The following is a 21,623-nucleotide window of genomic DNA, read 5'->3' on the forward strand; positions in this document are numbered from 1 at the left end:
TAATCGATAAATTAGTCTCTTCTTCTAGAACGTCTTGGTCTTTCTGAACCAGATCCACTAGATTCTGAAGAACGTCTGTCTCCACGAGAATCGTTAAATGATCTTTCTCCTCTATCACTAGAACGTCTATCAGAGCTTCCACCATCAGAGCGTCTATCACTAGAACGTCTATCACTAGAACGTCTATCTCCTCTTGGTTTATCATCTCGTCTACGGCTTCCGCCTCCGCCACCAGAACGTCTATCGTTTCCACCACGACCTCTTCCGCCGCCGCTTCTGCCACCACGACTTCTGCCTTTATCTTCACTAACTTCAACATTTACATAACGACCTTCATATTTAAAGTCTGTAAAGAATGCTAAAACTTTTTCTTGTAATCCTTTTTCAGTATTAAAGAAAGAGAAGCTTTCTTTAACATCTACTTTAAATACATCATCACGTCCTAATTCTAATTGTTCTTTTAAGAAATCTTTCAATTTCATCCAATCAAAACCATCCTTGCTACCAACGTTTATAAAGTAACGCGAGTCATTAGATTGTTTATCGTAATCACGTCCACCATCTCTATCAGAATCTCTAGAGGCTACAGTCCCTAAATCTTTCGATTTTTGGTAATAGTTAAAGAAACGGTTAAATTCTACTGAGAAGAATTTTTTAATTAATTCTTCTTTATCTGTATCTGCGAATAATTCGTTGATATTTTCAAGATGCTTATCAATTTCGTGATTAGTTTCAGTAGTATGAATTTTGTTTGCTAAAGACATTAATTGTACTTCAACAATATCAACGCCAGAAGGAATTTCTTTCTTTTCAAATTCTTTCTTAATGATACGTTCAATACCTTTTATCTTTCTAACTTCACTTTTAGAAACAATAACCATTGAGATACCTGTTTTACCAGCACGTCCTGTTCTACCTGAACGGTGTGTGTAAATTTCAGGTTCATCAGGTAATTGGTAGTTAATTACGTGTGTAATATCATCTACATCAATACCACGAGCAGCAACATCAGTTGCAACTAACATTTGTATTTGATTGTTACGGAAAGATTTCATTACTAAATCACGTTGATTTTGACTTAAATCTCCATGTAATGCTCCTGCAGAATAACCATCTTCAATTAAGTTTTCGGCTACTTTTTGAGTATCTCTTTTTGTACGACAGAAAATCACAGAGAAAATATCTGGATTAGCATCTGCCAAACGTTTTAAAGCTTGGTAACGATCTCTAGCATTAACTAAATAATATTCGTGCGTTACGTTACTTGTACTTTCATTTTTATTACCAACAGTAATTTCTGTTGGATTATCCATGAATTTCTTTGCAATGGTTGCTACTTCTTTAGGCATTGTTGCAGAGAATAACCATGTATTTTTTTCTTCTGGGGTATGAGAAAGGATATCAGTAATATCTTCTTTGAATCCCATGTTTAACATCTCATCAGCTTCATCTAAAACGCTGTACTGTATTTTAGAGATATCAACCATTCTACGGCTAATCATATCTTTCATACGACCAGGTGTAGCCACAATAATTTGTGCACCACGTTTTACGGCTCTTGCTTGGTCAGAAATGCTAGATCCACCATAAATGGCAACTACATTTAAACCTTTACAATGTTTACCGTAGGCTTTAAGTTCGTTTGTGATTTGTAAACAGAGTTCACGAGTAGGAGATAAGATAAGGCCTTGAGTTGTTCTGCTAGCAATATCTATTTTTTGCAACATCGGAAATCCGAAGGCTGCTGTTTTACCAGTACCAGTTTGCGCCAAAGCCACTAAGTCTATGTCTTGTTCTAATAAAAGTGGGATTGCTTTTTCTTGGACTTCACTAGGTTTTTCAAAACCTAAATCCGTAATACCTTTAAGAAGGTCTTCATTAAGACCTAATTCTTGGAATGTGCTCATTGTTGAGTTTTATGTATTCGATTATGTTCTTTTGGTGTTACAAGAGAAGCGAATCGACATACTAAACACTTAAACTTCTAGGTAACACATCCTCACGCTGAGGAATTTAAAAATTCATATCCTGAATTTTTTGCAAGGTGCAAAACTACAACAATTATTTGGAATATAAATTTATTACACCTAATTATTTAGGTTTTATAAAAATATGAATTTGTTTAGAGGTGCGTCAAATTAGGTTTAGCGTATTGATATTTAATATGTTGTCTTAGTTTTAAAGGGTTGAAACGTTATTGTTCATCTTTTAAAAAATCTATCAATTTTGAAACGGCTTTTCCTCGATGTCCAATTTTATTTTTTTCTTCAAGAGTAATTTCAGCAAATGTTTTCTCATGACCTTCAGCTTTAAAAACAGGATCGTAACCAAAACCTCCTTCACCATGTTTTTTTGCTGTAATCTCACCTTTACAGATTCCGGTAAACGTATGTAGCTTGCCGTTAAGATGTAAAGCAATTACGGTTTTAAACTGTGCATTTCGGTTAGATTCGTCCTCAAGTTCAGTAAGTAATTTATTAGTATTGTCTTCTGAGTTGCGCTGTGGACCAGCATAACGAGCAGAATATACACCGGGCGCTCCATTTAACGCTTCAACTTCTAAACCTGTGTCATCTGCAAAACAATCGTAGCCATAATGTTTCTTTAAATATTCTGCTTTTTGAATGGCATTACCTTCAATAGTAGGTTGGGTTTCAGGTATATCTTCTGTACAAGCAATATCTTTTAAACTGATGAGTTTAATATGCTGCGGCATAATAGCTTGAACTTCTTTGATTTTATTTAAATTATTAGTTGTGAAAACAAGTTGCATAAGATCTCTTAATTAGTGTAATTTAGCTTTTGTAAAAATAGCAATCTAATTTTGTATCATTTGTCAAAAAAACATATTTTTAATTTAGCCTTGAGAGTCAAGCCTTTTTTTCTTTTCATATTATGTTTTACGGGCTTAACGCTAAGTGCACAAGATATGGAGGATTTAGATTCTCTACTTCTAGATCGGGATATTGATAACTATTCTATTCGATTGTTTACCAATTTTAAAGTCAATAAATTTAGTATTAGAGATGGAGACTCTAAAGCAAAATTTGTGCCCAATAATAGGTATGGCTTGGGGCTTGGGTTTGCTAATGAAAAAATAATTATAGATTTAGCAGTCAATATTAAAAATCCAAATAAAAATAAAACAAGTCGTTTTGATTTACAGGGAACTACCATTCTAAAGAATCGTAATTACGTAAAACTCTTTACACAGATTTATAAAGGTTTTAATGCTAAAAATAACTTTAATGAGCCTACAGTATTTAGAGGAGATGTAAGATCTGTTAGTATAGGTGTTAATTATTTGCACACTTTTGATGATATAGAATTCTCTTATTCACTTTTAAAAGCAGGACTTTCAGAAAAAAATAATAAAAACATATTTGTAACTGGAGGTGTTGGTGTCTTTGGTAGTTTTGATTATTTCTCATCCGACTCAGGCTTACTATCAGAGACGACGAGTCCTTATTTTAATGAGGAAGGAAATGTTAAGCGATACCAAGGTTTATCTTTGGGAGCTATGGGTGGCGTGATTTCTTATTTTAAATTACCTTATGATATTACCGCAACTGTAAACTTTATGCCAGGAATTGGTTTTGCGGCTAAGAAAGTAACAATTGAAGATGATAGCTACCATCCTTCTTCTCCAATGTTATATAAATTAGATTTCTTAATTGGGTTAAATTATAATTTTAATCAATTTTATGTGAGTCTTACTTATAATAACGATCTAAATAGTACGAGTCTAGATTATGGTAATAATTACCTTTTAAATTTAACTAAAGCAAAATTAGCAGTAGGTTATAAGTTAGGACGTCGTAGATAATAATAACATTAAGCTTTCCTTCAGTTTTAGGGTGTTTTTCTTTTTTTTTTTTTTTTTAGGTGAAATAGATATTTATTTAGCTTTTTTAATGTTGTTTAAATAAAAACTAATTTAGTTTCAAGAATTCTTAATGCACTAAAGTTTTACCAATTATTTATGATATTTATCATCAATAAAAGAAGGTAATATTTGTATCTTAGACAAAAGAACAATTATATTATTCATTTAAAAACTATAAATTATGACAGTAAACTTTCAATACGTAGATATAGATACAAGTGATACGCTTTCAGCATTAACAGAAGAGAAATTAGAAAAATTATCTAATAAGTTTGAATTTTTAATTTCAGCTCAAGTTTATTTTAAGCAAGATGAAAAAGATCATGATGCGGGTAAAATTTGTAATATAGAATTAAGCTTACCTGGTCCCCGTATTTTTGCTACTTCTAATGAGAAAAATTATGAAGTGGCAATGACAGAGACAATTAATGATTTAACAAGACAGCTTAAAAAGAGAAAAGAGATTTATAAAACGCATTAATACATTTTGATGTTTGATTTTTAGAGGGTTTATAGTTTTTAGTGATGATGATAGGGTTCATTTCTAAGAATTGTAAACCCTCTATATAATTGCTCAATAAAGAATAAACGTACCATTTGGTGTGAAAAAGTCATTTTAGACAACCCTAATTTGCCGTTAGCTCTACTATAAACGGCATCTGAAAATCCGTAAGGACCACCAATAACAAATATTAGAGTTTTAATACCAGAGTTCATGTGCTTTTGCAAATAGCCAGAAAACCCAACGGAATCTAATTGTTTTCCGTTTTCATCTAAAAGAATTAAAACATCAGAAGTTTGTGTTTTAGCTAAAATAAGTTCGCCTTCTTTTTCTTTTTGTTGAGCTTCAGATAAGTTTTTAACTTTTTTAAGATCCGGAATCACTTCAAAATCAAACTTAATATAAAAACCTAAACGTTTTGAATAATCGGCAATTAAGGCTTGTAGATTTTTGTTGTCGGTTTTGCCAATGGCTATGAGCTTTATATTCATGATTTCTTTATTTCGAGTGATTCCAATTTTTTCGGAATAGTATTGAGAAATCTTGTTTACATGATTCTCGGTGCAAATTTATTGGTTTTACTTACAAATTTACTTCAACTGACTATAGATTTATTCAAATTTTCAGATTTCAATTCCTATTTTTACAGCAAATAAGTATTTTAATGATTTCAAAAGCGCAATTCGATAAAGAAATAGAATTAATAATCTCTAATGCGATTAGGGAAGATGTTGGTGATGGCGACCATAGTTCGTTAGCTTGTATTCCTGCTTCGGCACAAGGAAAAGCAAAGTTGTTGGTAAAGGATAAAGGGATTATTGCAGGTGTAGAATTTGCAAAGCAAGTTTTTGTACATGTCGATCCTGATATGAAAATTGAAACCTTAATTGAAGATGGTAGTCAAGTGAAACATGGAGATATAGCATTCTATGTTGAAGGCGCTTCACAGTCCATTTTAAAGGCTGAACGTTTAGTTTTAAATGCTATGCAGCGTATGAGTGCTATTGCTACCAAAACAAGGCAGTTTGTTGATTTGTTAGAGGGTACAGGAACTAAGATCTTAGATACACGTAAAACGACACCAGGTATTAGAGCGCTAGAAAAATGGGCTGTAAAAATTGGTGGAGGTGAAAATCATAGGTTTGCTTTGTATGATATGATTATGCTAAAAGATAATCATATTGATTTTGCAGGTGGTGTTTCAAAAGCGATAAATTTAACTAAGCAATATTTGAAGGAAACCAACAGGGATTTAAAAATTATTGTGGAGGCTAGAGATCTTGAAGAAATTAAAGAAATTTTAGATTGTGGCGGAGTTTATAGAATCTTAATTGATAATTTTAACTATGATGATACACGTAAAGCAGTTAAACTAATTGGTGATCATTGTTTAACTGAATCTTCTGGAGGAATTAATGAAAATACATTAAGAAAATACGCAGAATGTGGTGTTAATTATATTTCTTCTGGTGCTTTAACGCATTCAGTTTACAATATGGATTTAAGTTTAAAAGCAGTATAATTTAAGGTCTTAAATATTTAATTGAATAATGAGTAAACCCATAGAAGATAAATTAAATAAAATTCCAGTTGTAAAGATTGTTGTTCGTTTTTTTAAGCAAATTAAGCTTCCTGGTTTTGAAGGGTTATCTGTTTACGATTTATTAGAACTTTATATTATGGGGATCGTAAATGGAGCACTAACTACTAGAGCTAGTGCTATTGCATTTAGTTTTTTTACGGCTATTTTCCCTTTTTTATTATTTGTAATTATCGTAATTCCTTACATCCCGATAGATGGATTTAGAGTGGAGTTTTTAGATTTTTTAAATTCAATATTACCACCTCAAACTTCCGAGTTTTTAATAGATCGTATATTTAAAGATATGAGTAGTAACACAACAGGGGGATTAATTTCTTCTGTTTTTTTACTGTCTATGTTTTTAATGGCTAACGGCGTTAATGCTGTTTTTTCTGGATTTGAAACGTCTTACCATAAGCAATTAAACCGAAATATTTTTAAGCAATATATGTTTGCGCTTGGTGTAGCATTGATTCTTGTTTTCCTATTGTTATTGACCGTTGCTGTTTTTGGTTATTTTCAAATTTATGTTATTCAACCTTTATATGAAGGTTTTAGTGGTCGTTTCCGAACAGAAGATGATGGCATATTAGGATGGATTATTTTTGCAAAGTATTTGTTTTTTGTGATTATGACTTATTTAGCAACCGCTACGTTGTATTATTTTGGAACAAAGGAAGGGAGAGCGTCTAAATTCTTTTCTGTAGGTGCATTGCTAACTACTTTATTAATAATGTTAACGTCCTTTTTATTTGGTATTTATATTGATAATTTTTCTCAATATAATGAGTTGTATGGTTCGATTGGTGCGTTATTAATTCTGCTTTTATATCTGTGGCTAAATTCTAATATTTTATTGTTAGGATATGAGTTAAATGCATCACTTCAGTTTCTAAGAAAACATCCTGGTTCTCGTAAAAAGATTATAAATCATATTTAAGAGATCGCTTTATAAACTATAATAAGTTTTAATTAAGTAGCTTAATTAAAGTGTGTTTTTGATTTTAAATATCTGTAAAACAATGTTTTATTGTTTTGTTTAGCATTCTATTTTTTGGTTTGAATACGTGTTTAGTAAAGCGTTTGATGATCTATAATTATGGTTATTTAATTAAACCCATTACATTTGGGTTATAAACTCTATAAAAACAACAATTATGATTAAGAACACATTTATTCTATTTATCTTATTAATGGTATCGTTTAATCTTACAGGTCAAGACATTCTTGGGAAGTGGAAAACAATTGACGACAACACAGGTAAGGCCAAGTCTTTAGTAGAAATATACAAAGAGGATGGTAAGATTTACGGTAAAATTCTATCCGTGTTTAATCCTGAAAAAGAATTTGCAAAGTGTGTAGATTGTGAGGGTAAGCAAAAAGACCAGAGATTAGTCGGTTTAGTATTTATAGAAGGATTAACTAAAAATGATGATGTTTATGACGGAGGAACAATTCTTAACCCTGAAGATGGTAAAGTTTTTAAATGTAGATTAAAATTAGAAGATGATGATAACGATACACTTCAAGTAAGAGGTTATTTGGCTTTTTTCTATAGAACACAATACTGGAAACGCGTTAAATAATGCTGCACTTTATAGACGTCATTTTACCAATTCCGCTTCAAAAGGCGTTTACATATCATATTACAGAAGCTGAATCTAAGTTTTTGTCAGTAGGTATGCGTGTTGCGGTTCCGTTTGGTAAAAGTAAAATTTATACAGCCTTGGTGCGTAATATTCATCAAAATCCACCAACGGCTTATGATGCTAAAACCATCCATCAAATTCTAGACGACTCACCTGTAATAACAGAAACTCAATTGAAACATTGGGAATGGATTTCTGGTTATTACATGTGTAGTTTAGGAGAGGTAATGCGAGCAGCAATGCCTAATGCTTTTATGTTAGAAAGTGAAACTGTTATTTCTAAAAATGAAAAGACAGAGATTAACGAGTCTGAATTAAAAGACGAAGAATTCTTAATTTATGAGGCTTTAAATCGTCAATCGTCATTAAAGATTAGTGATGTTGTCTCTATTTTAGATAAAAAACGTGTACTACCAGTTATTAATAGTTTAGTAGCAAAAGGGGTTATAAATCTTCAAGAAGAGATTTACGAAAAATACAAGCCCAAATTAGTGCGTTATGTAAAGTTACATCATAACCATAAATCACCTGAAAAACTTCAAGAATTATTAGAGGAATTAAGCAGAGCTCCAAAACAAAGAGAAGTCGTTTTAACTCTGTTTACTATGGAGGCTTCGCTTAAGCAACCTATAAAAGTTACAGATTTAACGGAGCGAAGTGGTGCATCAACTAGTATTATAAAAACATTAATTAATAAGGATATTTTAGAAGAATATCACATTCAAATAGATCGTGTTCAGTTTGAAGGCGAAGGAGATGCAGCGACAAAACGTTTAAGTGAGGCGCAGCAAATTGCCTACGATGAAGTTGAAGAAATATTTAAAGAAAAATCAGTAGCATTATTACATGGTGTTACATCTTCAGGTAAAACTGAAATCTATGTTCAGCTGATTGAAAAGCAATTAGAATTAGGGAAGCAGGTGTTGTATTTGTTACCTGAAATTGCTTTAACAACGCAGTTGGTGAATCGTCTTCAAGAGTATTTTGGAGAAAAAGTAGCTGTTTTTCATTCTCGATATTCTTCAAACGAACGTGTAGAAGTCTGGCAAAACATGTTGGCCAGTTCAGAAAAAGCGCAAGTGGTAATCGGGGCTCGTTCGTCATTATTATTGCCATTTCGTAATTTGGGGTTAATCATCGTAGATGAAGAGCACGAGCAATCTTTTAAGCAATTTGATCCAGCACCTCGTTATCATGCTAGGGATGCGGCAATTGTTTTAGCAAATATTTTTAAAGCTAAGACCCTTTTAGGATCTGCAACACCGAGTTTAGAAAGTTATTTTAATGCTAGTCAGGGTAAATATGGCTTGGTTGAATTAAATACGCGTTACAATAACGTTTTAATGCCAGATATAGAGCTTGTAGATATCGCAGATAAGTACAAGCGTAAGCGCATGAAAGGTCATTTTAGCGACCGGCTTATTGAAGAAATGACAGAAACTTTAGATGAAGGTTTTCAAATTATATTATTTCAAAATAGAAGAGGTTTTTCGCCTGTTATAGAATGTACCACTTGCGGAACTTCACCACAATGTCCTAATTGCGATGTAAGTTTAACTTATCATCAATATCGAGATCAATTGCGTTGTCATTATTGTGGTTATAATTCAGTAATGCTAAAAGCTTGTCAGGGTTGCGGAAATTCAACTTTAGATACAAAAGGCTTTGGTACGGAGCAGATAGAAGCAGAGGTAAAAGTTTTATTCCCTGAGAAAAAAGTAGCACGTATGGATTTAGATACCACACGTGGAAAATACGGTTTTGAGAAGATTATAAATAGTTTTGAGCAACGCGAAGTTGATATTTTGGTAGGTACGCAAATGTTGACCAAGGGGCTCGATTTTAGGTATGTAAAATTAGTTGGGATTATGAATGCAGATAACTTACTTAACTTCCCTGATTTTAGAGCACACGAGCGTAGTTATCAATTAATGGCTCAGGTTTCTGGTAGAGCTGGCCGGACAGATTTACGCGGAAAAGTATTGATTCAGACTTACAACCCGCATCATAATATTTTGCAGCAAGTTTCTACAAATTCTTATAAGGAAATGTTCGCAGAACAGATGAATGAGCGTTACAATTTTAAATATCCACCAATCTATAGGTTGATAAAAATTACTTTTAAGCATAAAGATTACGACCGTGTTAATTTAGCGGCAGATTGGTATGCTAAATCTTTAAAACAATTATTTAAAACGAATGTTTTAGGTCCGGAATTTCCACCGGTTTCTAGAATACGTAATTTATATCATAAAAATATATTGATAAAAATTCCAGAAAACCAATCTTTAGGAAAAACAAAAGAAGCGATAAGAAAGATTGATAATAGTTTTAATGCTGTTAAAGATTTTAGATCTGTACGTGTGGTGATTAATGTAGATAATTATTAAGACTTAGTCGGTTTTTTTAACCTTTTTTGATGTTTAAAGTTGCTAAAAAAGAACTTGTATTTTATTAAAAACACATTGTTTAGTAATACAAATAGTTTTTTCTGGTTTAAGTAAAAAAGCTTTCAACTCTGCTTAACCGAACTTTATTTATCTTATTATTAAAATCAAAAAATCCCAAGCAAGGCTCAGGATTTCTGTAAATTATAATGTATTACTTTAAATGTATATGCGTTTGGGGTTACATATTATTTAAAGCGTCTACTAATTGTGTCTTTTTATTACGACTCAATGGAATTTCATAAGCGCCAACTTCAACATTTTTACTGTTAAATCTGTCAATTTTATCGAGGTTCACAATATAAGATTTGTGAATTCTTAAAAACTTACCTTCAGGTAATTCGCTTTCAAAAGCTTTCATAGTTGATAATACAACTAGGCTGTTTTCTTCTGTTACTACTTTTACGTAATCACCAAGAGCTTCAATCCATTTAATATCCTTAATATATACTTTACGTTTTTTAAGGTTGCTTTTTACAAAGATATGTTCACCTTCAGTCTCATTAAAGTCTAATTTTAATTTGTGCTGCTCAATAGCTTTTTCTACGGCAATATTAAAACGATCTTTAGTAATTGGTTTCTGAAGATAATCAGTAGCGTCGTAATTAAATGCTTTAAAAGCATATTCTGTTTTACCAGTAACAAAAATAATTTGGGGTTTGTTGTTAAGTACATCAAGTAATTCAAAACCGTTTAATACAGGCATCTCTATATCTAGGAAGATAAGATCTACTTTATGTGTATTAAGACCGTTTTTTGTTTCTAACGCACTGCTGTATTCTGCAATAAGATTAAGAGAGGAATGATTCTCAATTAACTTTACTATAGAGAGACGCTGAATCGCAGAATCATCAACAACTACACAGTTTAAAGTCATAACATTATTAATTTTAGGTTAAGATATCGACAATAGTACAATAAATTCGGTTAAAAAACAAATAATACCGACAAACAGTATGTTAAGATATGCTAAAATCTAAAGATAACGTGTTTTAAATTAACCTTTAAAAACTTTGTCTAAGTTAGAAATAATTATTATTTTTGCAGCCGTTTTTAACAATAAACAAAATTATTTATTATGAATCATTATGAAACTGTTTTCATCTTAAATCCCGTTTTATCTGAAGACCAGATAAAGGAGACAGTAAAGAAATATGAGGATTTCCTCGTTTCTAAAGGAGCTAAGATGGTATCAAAAGAAGATTGGGGGCTAAAAAAATTAGCATATCCAATTCAAAACAAAAAAAGTGGTTTTTACCATTTATTTGAATTTACCGTAGATGGTGAAGCAATTGAGCCTTTAGAGGTTGAATTTAGACGTGATGAGCGTTTTATGCGTTACTTAACTGTGAAGTTAGACAAACATGCTATTTCATGGGCTGAGAGAAGAAGAGAGAAACTTAAAGTTAAAGCAAAAGCATAATTATGTCATCAATAGAACAACAAGCAAAAGGAAAAAAAGACGGAGAAATTAGATATTTAACTCCGTTAAATATTGAGACGTCTAAAGTTAAAAAATATTGTCGTTTCAAAAAATCTGGAATCAAGTATGTAGATTATAAAGATGCAGACTGGCTATTAGGTTTTGTAAACGAACAAGGTAAGTTATTACCAAGACGTTTAACAGGAACTTCTTTAAAGTATCAAAGAAAAGTATCTGTAGCAGTAAAAAGAGCAAGACATTTAGCATTAATGCCGTATGTTGCTGATTTATTAAAATAAAATATCATAACACAATGGAACTTATATTAAAACAAGACGTTGATAATTTAGGATTTAAAGACGATATTGTATCTGTTAAGAACGGTTATGGTAGAAATTTTTTAATTCCTCACGGACAAGCTGTAATGGCAACTTCTTCTGCTAAGAAAGTATTAGCAGAAACTTTAAAGCAAAGAGCTTATAAAGAAAAAACTATTATTGCTGATGCAGAAAAAACTGCTGAAGGATTAAATGGTTTAGATATTAAAATCACAGCTAAGGCTGGAACTGGAGCAACTGCTGGAGATAAATTATTTGGTTCTATTACCAATATGGATTTAGCTGCTGCACTTAAAGCTGCAGGTCATGAAGTTGATAAAAAGTTTATCGCTATTACAGGTGGTAACATTAAGCGTTTAGGTCAATATGTAGCTGCAATCAGATTACATAGATCAGTAACTGTAGATTTAACTTTCGAAGTTATTGCTGACGCATAATCTTTAGTCATACAATTTTAAAGAACCGTTTAGTTTAACTAAACGGTTTTTTTTGTAATTAATTTTTTTAACATCATTTAAATTTTACATCACCTTGCTAGTTTCTATAATTAGGAGGTTTTAAAGTGGTTTTTATATGAAAAATATCTTTTTAATTTTTGTCGTATTTTCTTTTTTTAGTTGTAATAAATTAACAGCTCAAAAAGTATCAGCTGAAGTTCATCACTCAAAATTGATAGAGCTTTTTAAAGCTTCAGAAAATAATTATCCAAATATTAGTGTCCATCGCGGAGGTAAAGGACTAGTTGATTATCCTGAGAACAGTTTAGAAGTTTTACAATATGTTAGTGATAGCATTTCAGCTATCTACGAAATAGATGTAGCGCAAACTAAGGATGGTCATTTGGTGTTAATGCACGATAATTCTATAGATAGAACGACAACAGGAAGTGGTAAAGTCAGCGATTTAACCTATGATGAATTACTAAAATTCAATATGGTTGACGATTACGGCAATGAAACAAAATTTAAAATTCCTTTATTTTCAGAAATTTTAGCCTGGAGTAAAGAAAATAACGTTATTCTAACAGTTGATATTAAGCCAAGCGTAAGCACAGAAGTTGTTATTGATGCTATTAGAGAAGCTAGTGCTGAGGATATTTGCATCATTATTACCTATGATGTAGAAGAGACTAAAATGGTATACGAGCTAGCATCAGATTTATTAATATCTGTTTCAGCTAGAAGTAATGAAGAATTTGATCGTTTGTTAGAAACTAAAATTCCAACAAATAATATGATTGCCTTTACAGGAACTCGCTTATCTGATGTTTCACTTTTTAAAAGATTACACGACTACAATATTGTCTGTATGCTTGGAACCATCGGTAACTTAGATAAAAGTGCAGAAGCTAAAGGTGAAAAATTATATGCAAAGTGGAAAAAAATGGGGATTGATATTATTGCTACAGATAGACCCTTTGCTGCTTTTGGTGCTATAAATATGTAATGCCATATTTCTATTATAGTATTTTAGGTGTTGAAATACTTTTGAATAAAAAATATAAATAACCTTTTAAAGACGTAGCATCTCATCTTTAAAAAACAGATAATTATTACCAGATGAAATATTCTAGATTAACAAAAGAACAATTTGAAGAATTACATAAAGAATTTATCAATTTTTTAGCCACACAATCTATTACAGGAGATGAGTGGGAAGATATAAAAAAGAATAAACCTGAAGCTGCAGAACAAGAATTAGACGTTTTTAGTGACTTAGTATGGCTTGGTGTTTTAAGTAAAGTTGAATATTTAGAACATATTTCACCAAACCAAATTCATCTTTTTCAATGTCAAGAAAAGAGTATGCGATTAATTGCTCTTAAAATTGAGATTCCTGAAGTAGATTTTACGACTAAAGAAGGTTTTGAGTGGTTACGTAATAATTTATTATCTAATTCTGTTGAATTTTTTAACGCTAAAAAAGATTATACAGAAGATAAACACTTAGATCTTTTTAAAATGATTGAATCTGGTGCAAATATCACTAAAGGAGAATTGTTTAATTATTTTGCAAATTTAGTAAAAGGATAAACTGTCCTATAATATTATAAAAAAAACACTCATTTTCTAAATGAGTGTTTTTTTTGTTTCGTTACTTCGTGTGATTATAGAGGAACGATAAAATTGTATCGAGAAGTTTTAAGTTCTCTATTTAAACAGTTATTTATTTCTCTATCTACTTAAGTTTATGTCAGGCATTCTAACTGCTGCCAACTTAATTATTTATATTTTATTGAATTAAACTCCCTTTGTTTAAATGAATTTTACTCATAACGTAAAGATTCAATAGGATCTAATTTAGCTGCTTTTGTTGCAGGATATAGACCAGAAATTACAGCAACTATAAAAGCGATACTTGTGGCCCAAATCATAGCCACCCATGGAGTGGAGAATTCTAAATCAAATCCTTTTGCAACACCCCAACCAATTAATATTCCTAAGAAAATCCCTAATAAACCACCTAATTGTCCAATAATTATGGTTTCCATAAAAAACTGAAACGCTATAGTTTTACTTTTTGCACCAAGTGCTTTTCTAACTCCTATTTCTCTTGTACGCTCACTCACCGAAACAAGCATAATATTCATTAAGGCAATTGTAGATCCAAAAATGGTAATAATACTAATAATCCAAGCAGCGACATAAAGTGCAGCTGTATTTTGTGCAACACGATTTAGTAAATCGTCACTTCGTTCAATACCAAAATCATTCTTTTCAATAGGATTTAATCCTCTTATATTTCTAAACGTAAGTATCGCATCATCTTGAGCACTTTCAAGCATATCAGTATTATCTACTTTTACACTTAAACTATAATTAATGTTAGGATTGGTAAAAATAGATCGTGCTTTTTGAATGGGCATTATAACACGTAAATCTTGATTATTTCCAAAAGTAGATCCCTTTTCTTTTAAAATTCCAATGACTTTAAATTTAGAACCTCTAACGCTTATTGTTTTTCCTACAGGATTTTCAACAGGAAATAACGCTTTTTGTAAATCGCTACCAATAACACAAACAGCATTACTATTACCCACATCAAAAACATTAATAGAACGTCCGTTTTCGATTTCTAATCCCGAATTTTCAATAAAAAACTCATTAGCACCAAGCACAGCAACTTCAGGATCTGTTTTTTTGTTTTCGTATTTTACTTCTGCAGTAGAAGTTCCGTAAAACGATACCGCTACTTTTGTAAAAGGATAATTATAGGTGTCTTCAAAATCTTTTACATTTCTGTAATCTATAATCGGATTTATTTTTTGTCGTTCTCGACTACTTTGGCGTTGTGCAGTAAATTCGTAACGTTGAAAATTGAAGGTATTAGAACCCATTGAAGAAAAATTACTAGAAATCGTATTTTCTAAAGCCGAAACACCACTCAAAATTCCGACCAAAGCCATAATTCCAATAGCAATAATTAAAACCGTTAAAATGGTTCGGAGTAATTGACTTTTAATAGAATCAAAGGCAATTCTAATATTTTCTTTAGCTAATGAAAACATAGTTTTTTTCGCGTTAGTTGGGTTGTTTAAAGTATAAGACGACGTAATCTGCATAAAGTTACTATAAAATCTAATTATCTTAGTAAGACCTCTGAAAATTATAATATTTTTGCGTAGAATATCAATGTTTGATTTAAATGTTGAATTCATTTTAAAATTAAGTTTCATTAAAAGAGATTCCTATTTATAAGGAACATATTATGGCACAAAAACCAAGCATCCCAAAAGGTACAAGAGATTTTAACGCAGAAGAAGTTGCAAAGCGTTCTTATATTATGGAGACGATAAAAGCGCAATTTCAGATTTTTGGATTTCAACCTATTGAAACTCCAAGTTTTGAAAATTCTGATACTTTAATGGGGAAATATGGTGATGAAGGAGATCGCTTGATTTTTAAGATTTTGAATAGTGGAGAATTTCTAAAGAAAATTTCAGAAGATGATTACAGTTCTAAATCTGAAAGTAAATTAACGCCTAAGATCTCAGAAAAAGCATTGCGTTACGATCTTACAGTCCCTTTTGCACGTTATGTTGTACAACACCAAAACGATATAGAGTTTCCGTTTAAGCGTTACCAAATTCAACCCGTTTGGCGTGCAGACCGTCCACAAAAAGGACGTTTTAGAGAATTTTTTCAATGTGATGCCGATGTTGTAGGTTCTAAATCTTTATTTCAAGAAGTAGAATTTGTACAGTTATATGATGCTGTTTTTTCAGCTTTAAAATTAGAAGGTGTTACCATTAAAATAAACAATCGTAAAATCTTATCTGGTATTGCAGAAGTTATTGGAGCACAAGATAAATTAATCGATTTTACGGTAGCTTTAGATAAGCTAGATAAAATAGGAGAGGAGAAGGTAAAAGAAGAAATGCGTGGTAAAGGTATTTCTGAAGAAGGCATTGAGAAGCTTCAACCTTTATTTACTTTAAAAGGTGATTTTGGTGATCAAATAGAAAGCTTAAAAACTATTTTAAGTACTTCAGAAGTAGGCTTAAAAGGTATTGACGAGCTTGAATTTATAAACACAGCGATTTCAACTTTAGAATTAAAAACAGCAAAATTACAATTAGATGTTACTTTAGCGAGAGGTCTAAATTATTATACAGGTGCTATATTTGAAGTCTCTGCTCCCGAAGGTGTAAAAATGGGCTCCATTGGTGGAGGTGGTCGCTATGATGACCTTACCGGAATTTTTGGTCTTAAAGACATGAGTGGCGTTGGGATTAGTTTTGGTTTAGACCGAATTTACTTGGTACTTGAAGAATTAGGATTATTCCCCTCAACGATAGCAGAATCTACAAAAGTGCTCTTTATAAATTTTGGTGATAAAGAAGCAATGTATAGTTTAGGTGCTGTAACAAAGTTAAGGCGTGCAAATATTAAAGCTGAACTATTTCCGGATGCAGCTGTTTCTGGTAAGCAAATGAAAAAGCAAATGAATTACGCAAACCGTCGTAATATTCCATTTGTAGTGATTATGGGGGACGAGGAATTGAAATCGGAAATCTTCACATTAAAAGATATGATTTCCGGAGAGCAGCATAAAGTTGATTTTGAAGCTTTGCTAGCGCTATTAAAATAAAAAAAAGTCTCAATCCTAAATAAGGGTTGAGACTTTTTAATTACTGAAACAATTAACCTCTTAATTAAATTTTCGTTTTTGAAACCATAAATCAGATAATGATAAATTGATGTTTATGGTATTTACATATTCTTGAATAAGAATACTTTCTGTCGTTCCTTTTTTACTTAGGGCATAAGATATGTTTAAGAGAGATCTTCTACCAAGAGGTAACCCAATACCTAAAGACCCCGTGTAAGAATCAATATTTGTACCATCTATTTTAAGATACCCAGAGTTGTAGTTTAAACCCATTCTAAAATCAACACGGTTCCAATATTTATAACTAGTAGGATCCTTAGCGTAAGATGCACCTAGGCTAAAAATATTTTGATCTGTATAATCTCCTATAGCATCTGATTGATCTGTACTAGACCAAAAATTTATGTTGTAATCTGCTGTTAAAAGTAAATTTTTAAATTTGGTACTATAACCAAATCCGATTTTTAAAGGAAGGTAAAAACTATCTATAGACTCGTCTTCTGTTTCTTCAAGAATACTATAAGCTGCATTTGAATATTTACCAATGACTACATCTTTACTACCTTTTAAAACTGTAGGTAAATCTACAATTAATCCAAAATTATGTTTATCTAATAAATTGTATTGTAAACCTAAACCAAGTTGTGCTCCACTATAGTAATTGCTTTCATTAATTTCTAAATAACTATTAGAAGTGATTATAGATTCTGTTTCATCTATTTTGCCAAATAGATATGATGCTTTTACACCAATATTAAAGTCCTTAAAATAGGTTCGGGCATAGTCTAATCTTATCTCACTCAAACCTCCAGTACCGATAATATTACTTGTGAATTCCTCTTCACTCCCTTCAATATTATTTTCTAAACCTGTAAGAGAGTATCCGACAGTGGTAGCAGGTTTTAAAGTTAATCCTATACCGTAATTGTCATTACGGTTAAAGGCTAATGAGATATTTGTAAAATTATAGGTTGTGTTTTGTTCGTCTAAATCATCAGCTGTTAAGTTAATAAATTCAACAGAGCCTCCGAAGTCAAATGTAATTTCATTTTCTTTTAGCGATATAAATGAAGCAGGATTGTAAAGGTTAATTCCGTAATCAGCATCTAAAGAAATTCCTGTTTTACCAAGACCACTATTTCTTCCTACATTAGAGTTGTTTTCAACACCTAAGCCAAAAAGAGAATAAGGTGAACCCGTAAGACTGTTAGTTTGAGAATAGCTATAAACCCCAAACAGCATTGTGAAAATTATTATGTACTTAGACTTATTCATATACTGCATAGGTTATAATTAATTTTGTTTTATAATCTGACCGCTGACTGTCATTAAAAATTATTTTATTTACGGTAGAATTATAATTTGCTGGAATTAAAATAAGAGCATCTTCAGTTTCTGGACTCTCAGTTAGCTTTTGATCTACAAAATCAATAACAGGAACGGTGTAAGTAACGTCATTATATTCAGAATCTTCATTTGTAACTCCTGCAGTAACGACATCAACACTATTAGAAACTTGACTCGCTAAATCGTTGTTTTGATCTATTGTATAAAGTAACAATGATTGACTTAGAGGTTGAATATCAGAAAGTGAATCAAAATTAGGTTCTATATAAAGTACAGCGTCTAAAATTGTTCCTTCGCTACCTATATCATAAATATTTTTAATATTAGGGAACTCTATTCGAGTTACATAACCTGTACCAGCTTGATTGTAACTAATATTATTACTTTGTTGAGACGCTAAATTATATTCTTGATCAGTAATCGCTTCAAGAGGTAGGCCACTAACATCACTTTCTATGTGATTATAATAAGTGTTTATATTTAAATCATAAGTGTATTCGTCAGTTTCTACTTCATCAGGAATGGTGTAATAAAATCTAAGATAACTAATACCACTAGTTGCAGAAAAACCAATAACGGAGCTATTGTCATTGTCTCCTGGTCGTATGGTAAGTCCTTGTAATTGTTGGTAAAGAGATTCTTGATCTGTAATGTTATTATCTCTTATCGCATTAAATATTTCCTCTCCAAAATCATAAGGTAGAGTTATGTAAAGAGAATCTTTATTAGGCGTAGGATAATAGCTTTTACTTATAATTGGTGTTGATTCATATGCTGTTTCTGTTGTATTATAGTAATAAGGATCATTATCATCAGTATCCATTTTTTCTGTTAGTTTATGGATATTAATAGTAGAGACTTGTGTCGTGTCATTATAATAATAAGTATCGTAATCAAGATTTATACCTACACTGTCTAAAATAGCATCATTGTCTATGAAATAAGATGATGAACTAAGCTGAAAATAAGCTGAAGATTTTACAATCCCCATATCATTATCATTATACTGACCTACTAATAGACGAACATTATCAGAATCTGATGTCGTAATGGAATCAAATTTCATTGTAGACAATTGAACCGTAAATGTATCAATAGAGAGAACTCTAATATTGGTGCCAGTGAAGTCTTCTCCTGCTAATAAGCTATCTTCTATGTCTGTAGAACATGCTACTACCATCGTTAAAACGGTAATTACTGTAAATAATTTTAGAAATGATTTCAACATTTGTTTTGTAGAATTTTTACAAAAAAAAGGCCCAATTGATCTAATAAAAAGTATAATATACATAGAGCGTATATTTGTCTACAAAAAGGGCTTTTTATACTATAAAAGTTTGTACTTTGTTTTATAGATTAAAAATTGGTGTTTGTCTACAAAAAAATAGCTTAGGTATATTTTGTAATTGAAGTATAAGATTGTGGTAGTATTTTAGCAAACAATGAAAAAAAATGTAACACATTATTTAATCTTTAATCTCGTTAATATGGTGTCGTTTGGGCAAGTAATGTTCACAACAACAAACCAAGGAGATTTAATATCGTTAGAATTTAGATTTTAAAGCAAAGCCTAAATCTGTATATGCAAACAATGCTTCTGATTTTAATTTGATAGATGAATCATATAACGATTCTAAACTAGAATTTAAAGCTTTAAAATTAGCGCTAGATTATAAATTTCAATTTGATTAGAATTGGTCTTCAAATTTTGGTGTAGGCTATTTAACAGCAAGTGAATTAACAATAAGCGAAAATGAAAATACAATTTATGACTTTGAAGCTAATAATTCTCTGTCATTAAACATAGGAATCAGTTTAAACATAAATAATAAATAAAATGAGAAAAATGAATAACAAACCAGCCGTGATAATGCTTTATTTAGGAGCCGTATTGGCACTATTTACGAGTTGTAATAGCGATGATGATGATGATAATTTAGGTAACTGGGTAAAGACATCTACATTTAATGAAGAAGCAAGAAGTAGTTCATCTGCCTTTAGTATTGGTAGCATTGGATATATGGGTACTGGATATGACGGTAGTGATTATTACAATGATTTTTGGGGTTATAACATGGATACAAATTCATGGCAACAATTATCAGATTTCCCAGGTATAGAAAGAAGTTCTGCAACTTCATTTGTAATTGGTAACAACGGTTATATGGGAACTGGTTATGATGGAGATTTAAACGAAGAGTTATCTGATTTTTATAAATACGATGTAAGTTTAAATAGTTGGACACAAATAGCAGATTTTGGTGGTACAGCGAGATATGGATCTGTTGGTTTTGGATCAGATAGCTATGGTTATGTAGGTACAGGTTACGACGGTAGTGATAAAAAAGATTTTTGGAAATATGATCCTACTGCTGATTCTTGGGTAGAAATATCTGGTTTTGGTGGAGATAAGAGAAGAGATGGTGTGACTTTCACAATAGGAAACGAAGTGTATTTAGGAACAGGAATTAGTAACGGTGTATATGAATTAGATTTCTGGTCTTTTAATTTAGATTCTGAAGTTTGGACGCAACATGATGATATTGATGAAGATGATGATGATTACGTTTTTAGATCTAATGCAGTAGCATTCTCTATTGATGGTAAAGGATATATTGCTTGTGGTGACTATTCAGGAAGTATAAGTACAGTTTATCAATATACGCCTTCTAATGATAGTTGGGAAGAAAGAACAGCTTTTGAGAATTTTGCACGAAGAGATGCTGTAGCATTCGGAGATGGATCACGTGCTTTTGTAGCTTTAGGTAGAAACGGAACTTTGTATCTAGATGATAACATGGAATTTTTCCCTAATGCAGAGCAAGACGACGACGATAATTAAGATATTAAAATTTGTTTAGATTGATTGATGGGTCATCACTGTAGTGATTGACGGTATGACCAAATTTAGAGTCAGGGTAATGTAGGTATCCTTCATTAATCCTGGCTCTTTTTTTTAAATTAAAAAAAAGATGAAAAAATTTTTAAATTATAAAACTGTTTTTTTAGGGATTACAACCCTATTTGTATTGTTTTTTTATATTCAATTTATGGGCAGTGAGAATTCTACAGAAGATCAAAGTTCATTTGCTTTACAAGTCATAGAGCAAGATAGCCTTTGGATTTATGAAGTATATGAAGGAAATAGTTTATTTATTCGACAAGAATATATTCCAGCTGTAAAAGGAAGACAAGGGTTTCAGTCTAAAGAAGACGCAGAAAAAATTGGTAACCTTGTTATGAGTAAACTTTCTAATAACAAGATGCCGATTATTAGTGTAGAAGAGTTAAATGCTAATGCTATAACTTTTAAGAAAATTTAATTCTATTTAAGTTT

General features: G+C 31.3%; 21 protein-coding genes. 14 read left to right on the forward strand and 7 right to left on the reverse strand.

Annotated features, from left to right (window positions below):
• Positions 1-11: 11 nt before the first annotated feature.
• Together H0I32_RS13720 and H0I32_RS13725 are read right to left on the reverse strand one after the other, a co-directional pair.
• Positions 12-1,907 carry a DEAD/DEAH box helicase gene (locus H0I32_RS13720; RefSeq protein WP_173588422.1) on the reverse strand — a complete coding sequence of 632 codons (1,896 nt, stop codon included), beginning with the start codon at positions 1,905-1,907 and terminating at the stop codon, positions 12-14.
• A gap of 287 nt (positions 1,908-2,194) precedes the next feature.
• Positions 2,195-2,773: a non-canonical purine NTP diphosphatase gene (locus tag H0I32_RS13725; protein ID WP_179314554.1), complete on the reverse strand. Its 579-nt coding sequence runs from the start codon at positions 2,771-2,773 to the stop codon at positions 2,195-2,197.
• 156 nt (positions 2,774-2,929) lie between these two features.
• On the opposite strand from H0I32_RS13725, the gene H0I32_RS13730 reads away from it, so the two are divergent.
• Together H0I32_RS13730 and H0I32_RS13735 are read left to right on the forward strand one after the other, a co-directional pair.
• Positions 2,930-3,826, forward strand: coding sequence for a DUF4421 family protein (locus tag H0I32_RS13730; protein ID WP_179314553.1), 897 nt, complete (start codon positions 2,930-2,932; stop codon positions 3,824-3,826).
• Positions 3,827-4,067: 241 nt separating this feature from the next.
• Positions 4,068-4,367: an HPF/RaiA family ribosome-associated protein gene (locus tag H0I32_RS13735; protein ID WP_173588425.1), complete on the forward strand. Its 300-nt coding sequence runs from the start codon at positions 4,068-4,070 to the stop codon at positions 4,365-4,367.
• 38 nt (positions 4,368-4,405) lie between these two features.
• Here H0I32_RS13735 and rlmH read toward each other — a convergent pair whose 3' ends face one another.
• Positions 4,406-4,879 carry a 23S rRNA (pseudouridine(1915)-N(3))-methyltransferase RlmH gene (gene rlmH, locus H0I32_RS13740; protein WP_173588426.1) on the reverse strand — a complete coding sequence of 158 codons (474 nt, stop codon included), beginning with the start codon at positions 4,877-4,879 and terminating at the stop codon, positions 4,406-4,408.
• A gap of 173 nt (positions 4,880-5,052) precedes the next feature.
• Here rlmH and nadC point away from each other — a divergent pair, with 173 nt between their 5' ends.
• The 4 genes from nadC (at position 5,053) to priA (ending at position 10,009) form a co-directional block, all read left to right on the forward strand.
• Positions 5,053-5,910 (forward strand): carboxylating nicotinate-nucleotide diphosphorylase, encoded by an 858-nt coding sequence (gene nadC / locus H0I32_RS13745; protein ID WP_179314552.1) that lies wholly within the window; start codon positions 5,053-5,055, stop codon positions 5,908-5,910.
• A 28-nt stretch (positions 5,911-5,938) separates the two neighbouring features.
• Positions 5,939-6,910, forward strand: a complete 972-nt coding sequence (locus H0I32_RS13750) for a YihY/virulence factor BrkB family protein (RefSeq protein WP_173588428.1) — start codon at positions 5,939-5,941, stop codon at positions 6,908-6,910.
• Between the two features lie 217 nt (positions 6,911-7,127).
• Positions 7,128-7,556, forward strand: a complete 429-nt coding sequence (locus tag H0I32_RS13755) for a DUF2147 domain-containing protein (RefSeq protein WP_173588429.1) — start codon at positions 7,128-7,130, stop codon at positions 7,554-7,556.
• Positions 7,556-10,009: a primosomal protein N' gene (gene priA, locus H0I32_RS13760; protein WP_179314551.1), complete on the forward strand. Its 2,454-nt coding sequence runs from the start codon at positions 7,556-7,558 to the stop codon at positions 10,007-10,009. The genes H0I32_RS13755 and priA overlap by 1 nt, the downstream gene beginning before the upstream one ends.
• Before the next feature lie 238 nt (positions 10,010-10,247).
• Here the strand turns inward: priA and H0I32_RS13765 are convergent, their stop codons facing one another.
• A complete protein-coding gene (locus tag H0I32_RS13765; RefSeq protein WP_173588431.1) occupies positions 10,248-10,943 on the reverse strand; it encodes a LytR/AlgR family response regulator transcription factor in 696 nt (231 codons plus the stop codon).
• Positions 10,944-11,144: 201 nt separating this feature from the next.
• Between H0I32_RS13765 and rpsF the strand changes: the two genes are divergently transcribed.
• The 5 genes from rpsF to H0I32_RS13790 all read left to right on the forward strand — a co-directional run bounded on the left by rpsF (position 11,145) and on the right by H0I32_RS13790 (position 13,860).
• Positions 11,145-11,489, forward strand: coding sequence for a 30S ribosomal protein S6 (gene rpsF, locus H0I32_RS13770; protein WP_173588432.1), 345 nt, complete (start codon positions 11,145-11,147; stop codon positions 11,487-11,489).
• Positions 11,489-11,788 carry a 30S ribosomal protein S18 gene (rpsR, locus tag H0I32_RS13775; RefSeq protein WP_173588564.1) on the forward strand — a complete coding sequence of 100 codons (300 nt, stop codon included), beginning with the start codon at positions 11,489-11,491 and terminating at the stop codon, positions 11,786-11,788. Before rpsF ends, rpsR begins: the two co-directional genes overlap by 1 nt.
• 14 nt (positions 11,789-11,802) lie before the next feature.
• Positions 11,803-12,264: a 50S ribosomal protein L9 gene (gene rplI / locus H0I32_RS13780; RefSeq protein WP_173588433.1), complete on the forward strand. Its 462-nt coding sequence runs from the start codon at positions 11,803-11,805 to the stop codon at positions 12,262-12,264.
• 136 nt (positions 12,265-12,400) lie between these two features.
• Entirely contained in the window at positions 12,401-13,273 is an 873-nt protein-coding gene (locus tag H0I32_RS13785; RefSeq protein WP_173588434.1) for a glycerophosphodiester phosphodiesterase family protein, read from the forward strand.
• Positions 13,274-13,386: 113 nt separating this feature from the next.
• On the forward strand, positions 13,387-13,860 hold the full coding sequence (locus H0I32_RS13790; RefSeq protein ID WP_179314550.1) for a DUF6495 family protein: 474 nt from the start codon (positions 13,387-13,389) through the stop codon (positions 13,858-13,860).
• Between the two features lie 233 nt (positions 13,861-14,093).
• Here H0I32_RS13790 and H0I32_RS13795 read toward each other — a convergent pair whose 3' ends face one another.
• A complete protein-coding gene (locus tag H0I32_RS13795; protein WP_179314549.1) occupies positions 14,094-15,335 on the reverse strand; it encodes an ABC transporter permease in 1,242 nt (413 codons plus the stop codon).
• Between the two features lie 200 nt (positions 15,336-15,535).
• Here H0I32_RS13795 and hisS point away from each other — a divergent pair, with 200 nt between their 5' ends.
• Entirely contained in the window at positions 15,536-16,918 is a 1,383-nt protein-coding gene (gene hisS / locus H0I32_RS13800) for a histidine--tRNA ligase (protein WP_179314548.1), read from the forward strand.
• Positions 16,919-16,978: 60 nt separating this feature from the next.
• On the opposite strand, the gene H0I32_RS13805 is transcribed toward hisS, so the two are convergent.
• Together H0I32_RS13805 and H0I32_RS13810 are read right to left on the reverse strand one after the other, a co-directional pair.
• A complete protein-coding gene (locus tag H0I32_RS13805; protein WP_179314547.1) occupies positions 16,979-18,214 on the reverse strand; it encodes a hypothetical protein in 1,236 nt (411 codons plus the stop codon).
• Complete coding sequence (locus H0I32_RS13810) at positions 18,207-19,514, reverse strand: DUF4270 family protein (protein WP_179314546.1); 1,308 nt, start codon at positions 19,512-19,514, stop codon at positions 18,207-18,209. The genes H0I32_RS13805 and H0I32_RS13810 overlap by 8 nt, the downstream gene beginning before the upstream one ends.
• A 618-nt stretch (positions 19,515-20,132) precedes the next feature.
• Between H0I32_RS13810 and H0I32_RS13815 the strand changes: the two genes are divergently transcribed.
• Both H0I32_RS13815 and H0I32_RS13820 read left to right on the forward strand, forming a co-directional pair.
• Positions 20,133-21,128: a Kelch repeat-containing protein gene (locus tag H0I32_RS13815; protein ID WP_246293645.1), complete on the forward strand. Its 996-nt coding sequence runs from the start codon at positions 20,133-20,135 to the stop codon at positions 21,126-21,128.
• A 130-nt stretch (positions 21,129-21,258) separates the two neighbouring features.
• Complete coding sequence (locus H0I32_RS13820) at positions 21,259-21,609, forward strand: DUF4907 domain-containing protein (RefSeq protein ID WP_179314545.1); 351 nt, start codon at positions 21,259-21,261, stop codon at positions 21,607-21,609.
• Positions 21,610-21,623: the final 14 nt, after the last annotated feature.

It is taken from the genome of Winogradskyella sp. HaHa_3_26, assembly GCF_019278425.1.
Classification (GTDB): Bacteria; Bacteroidota; Bacteroidia; order Flavobacteriales; family Flavobacteriaceae; genus Winogradskyella; species Winogradskyella undariae.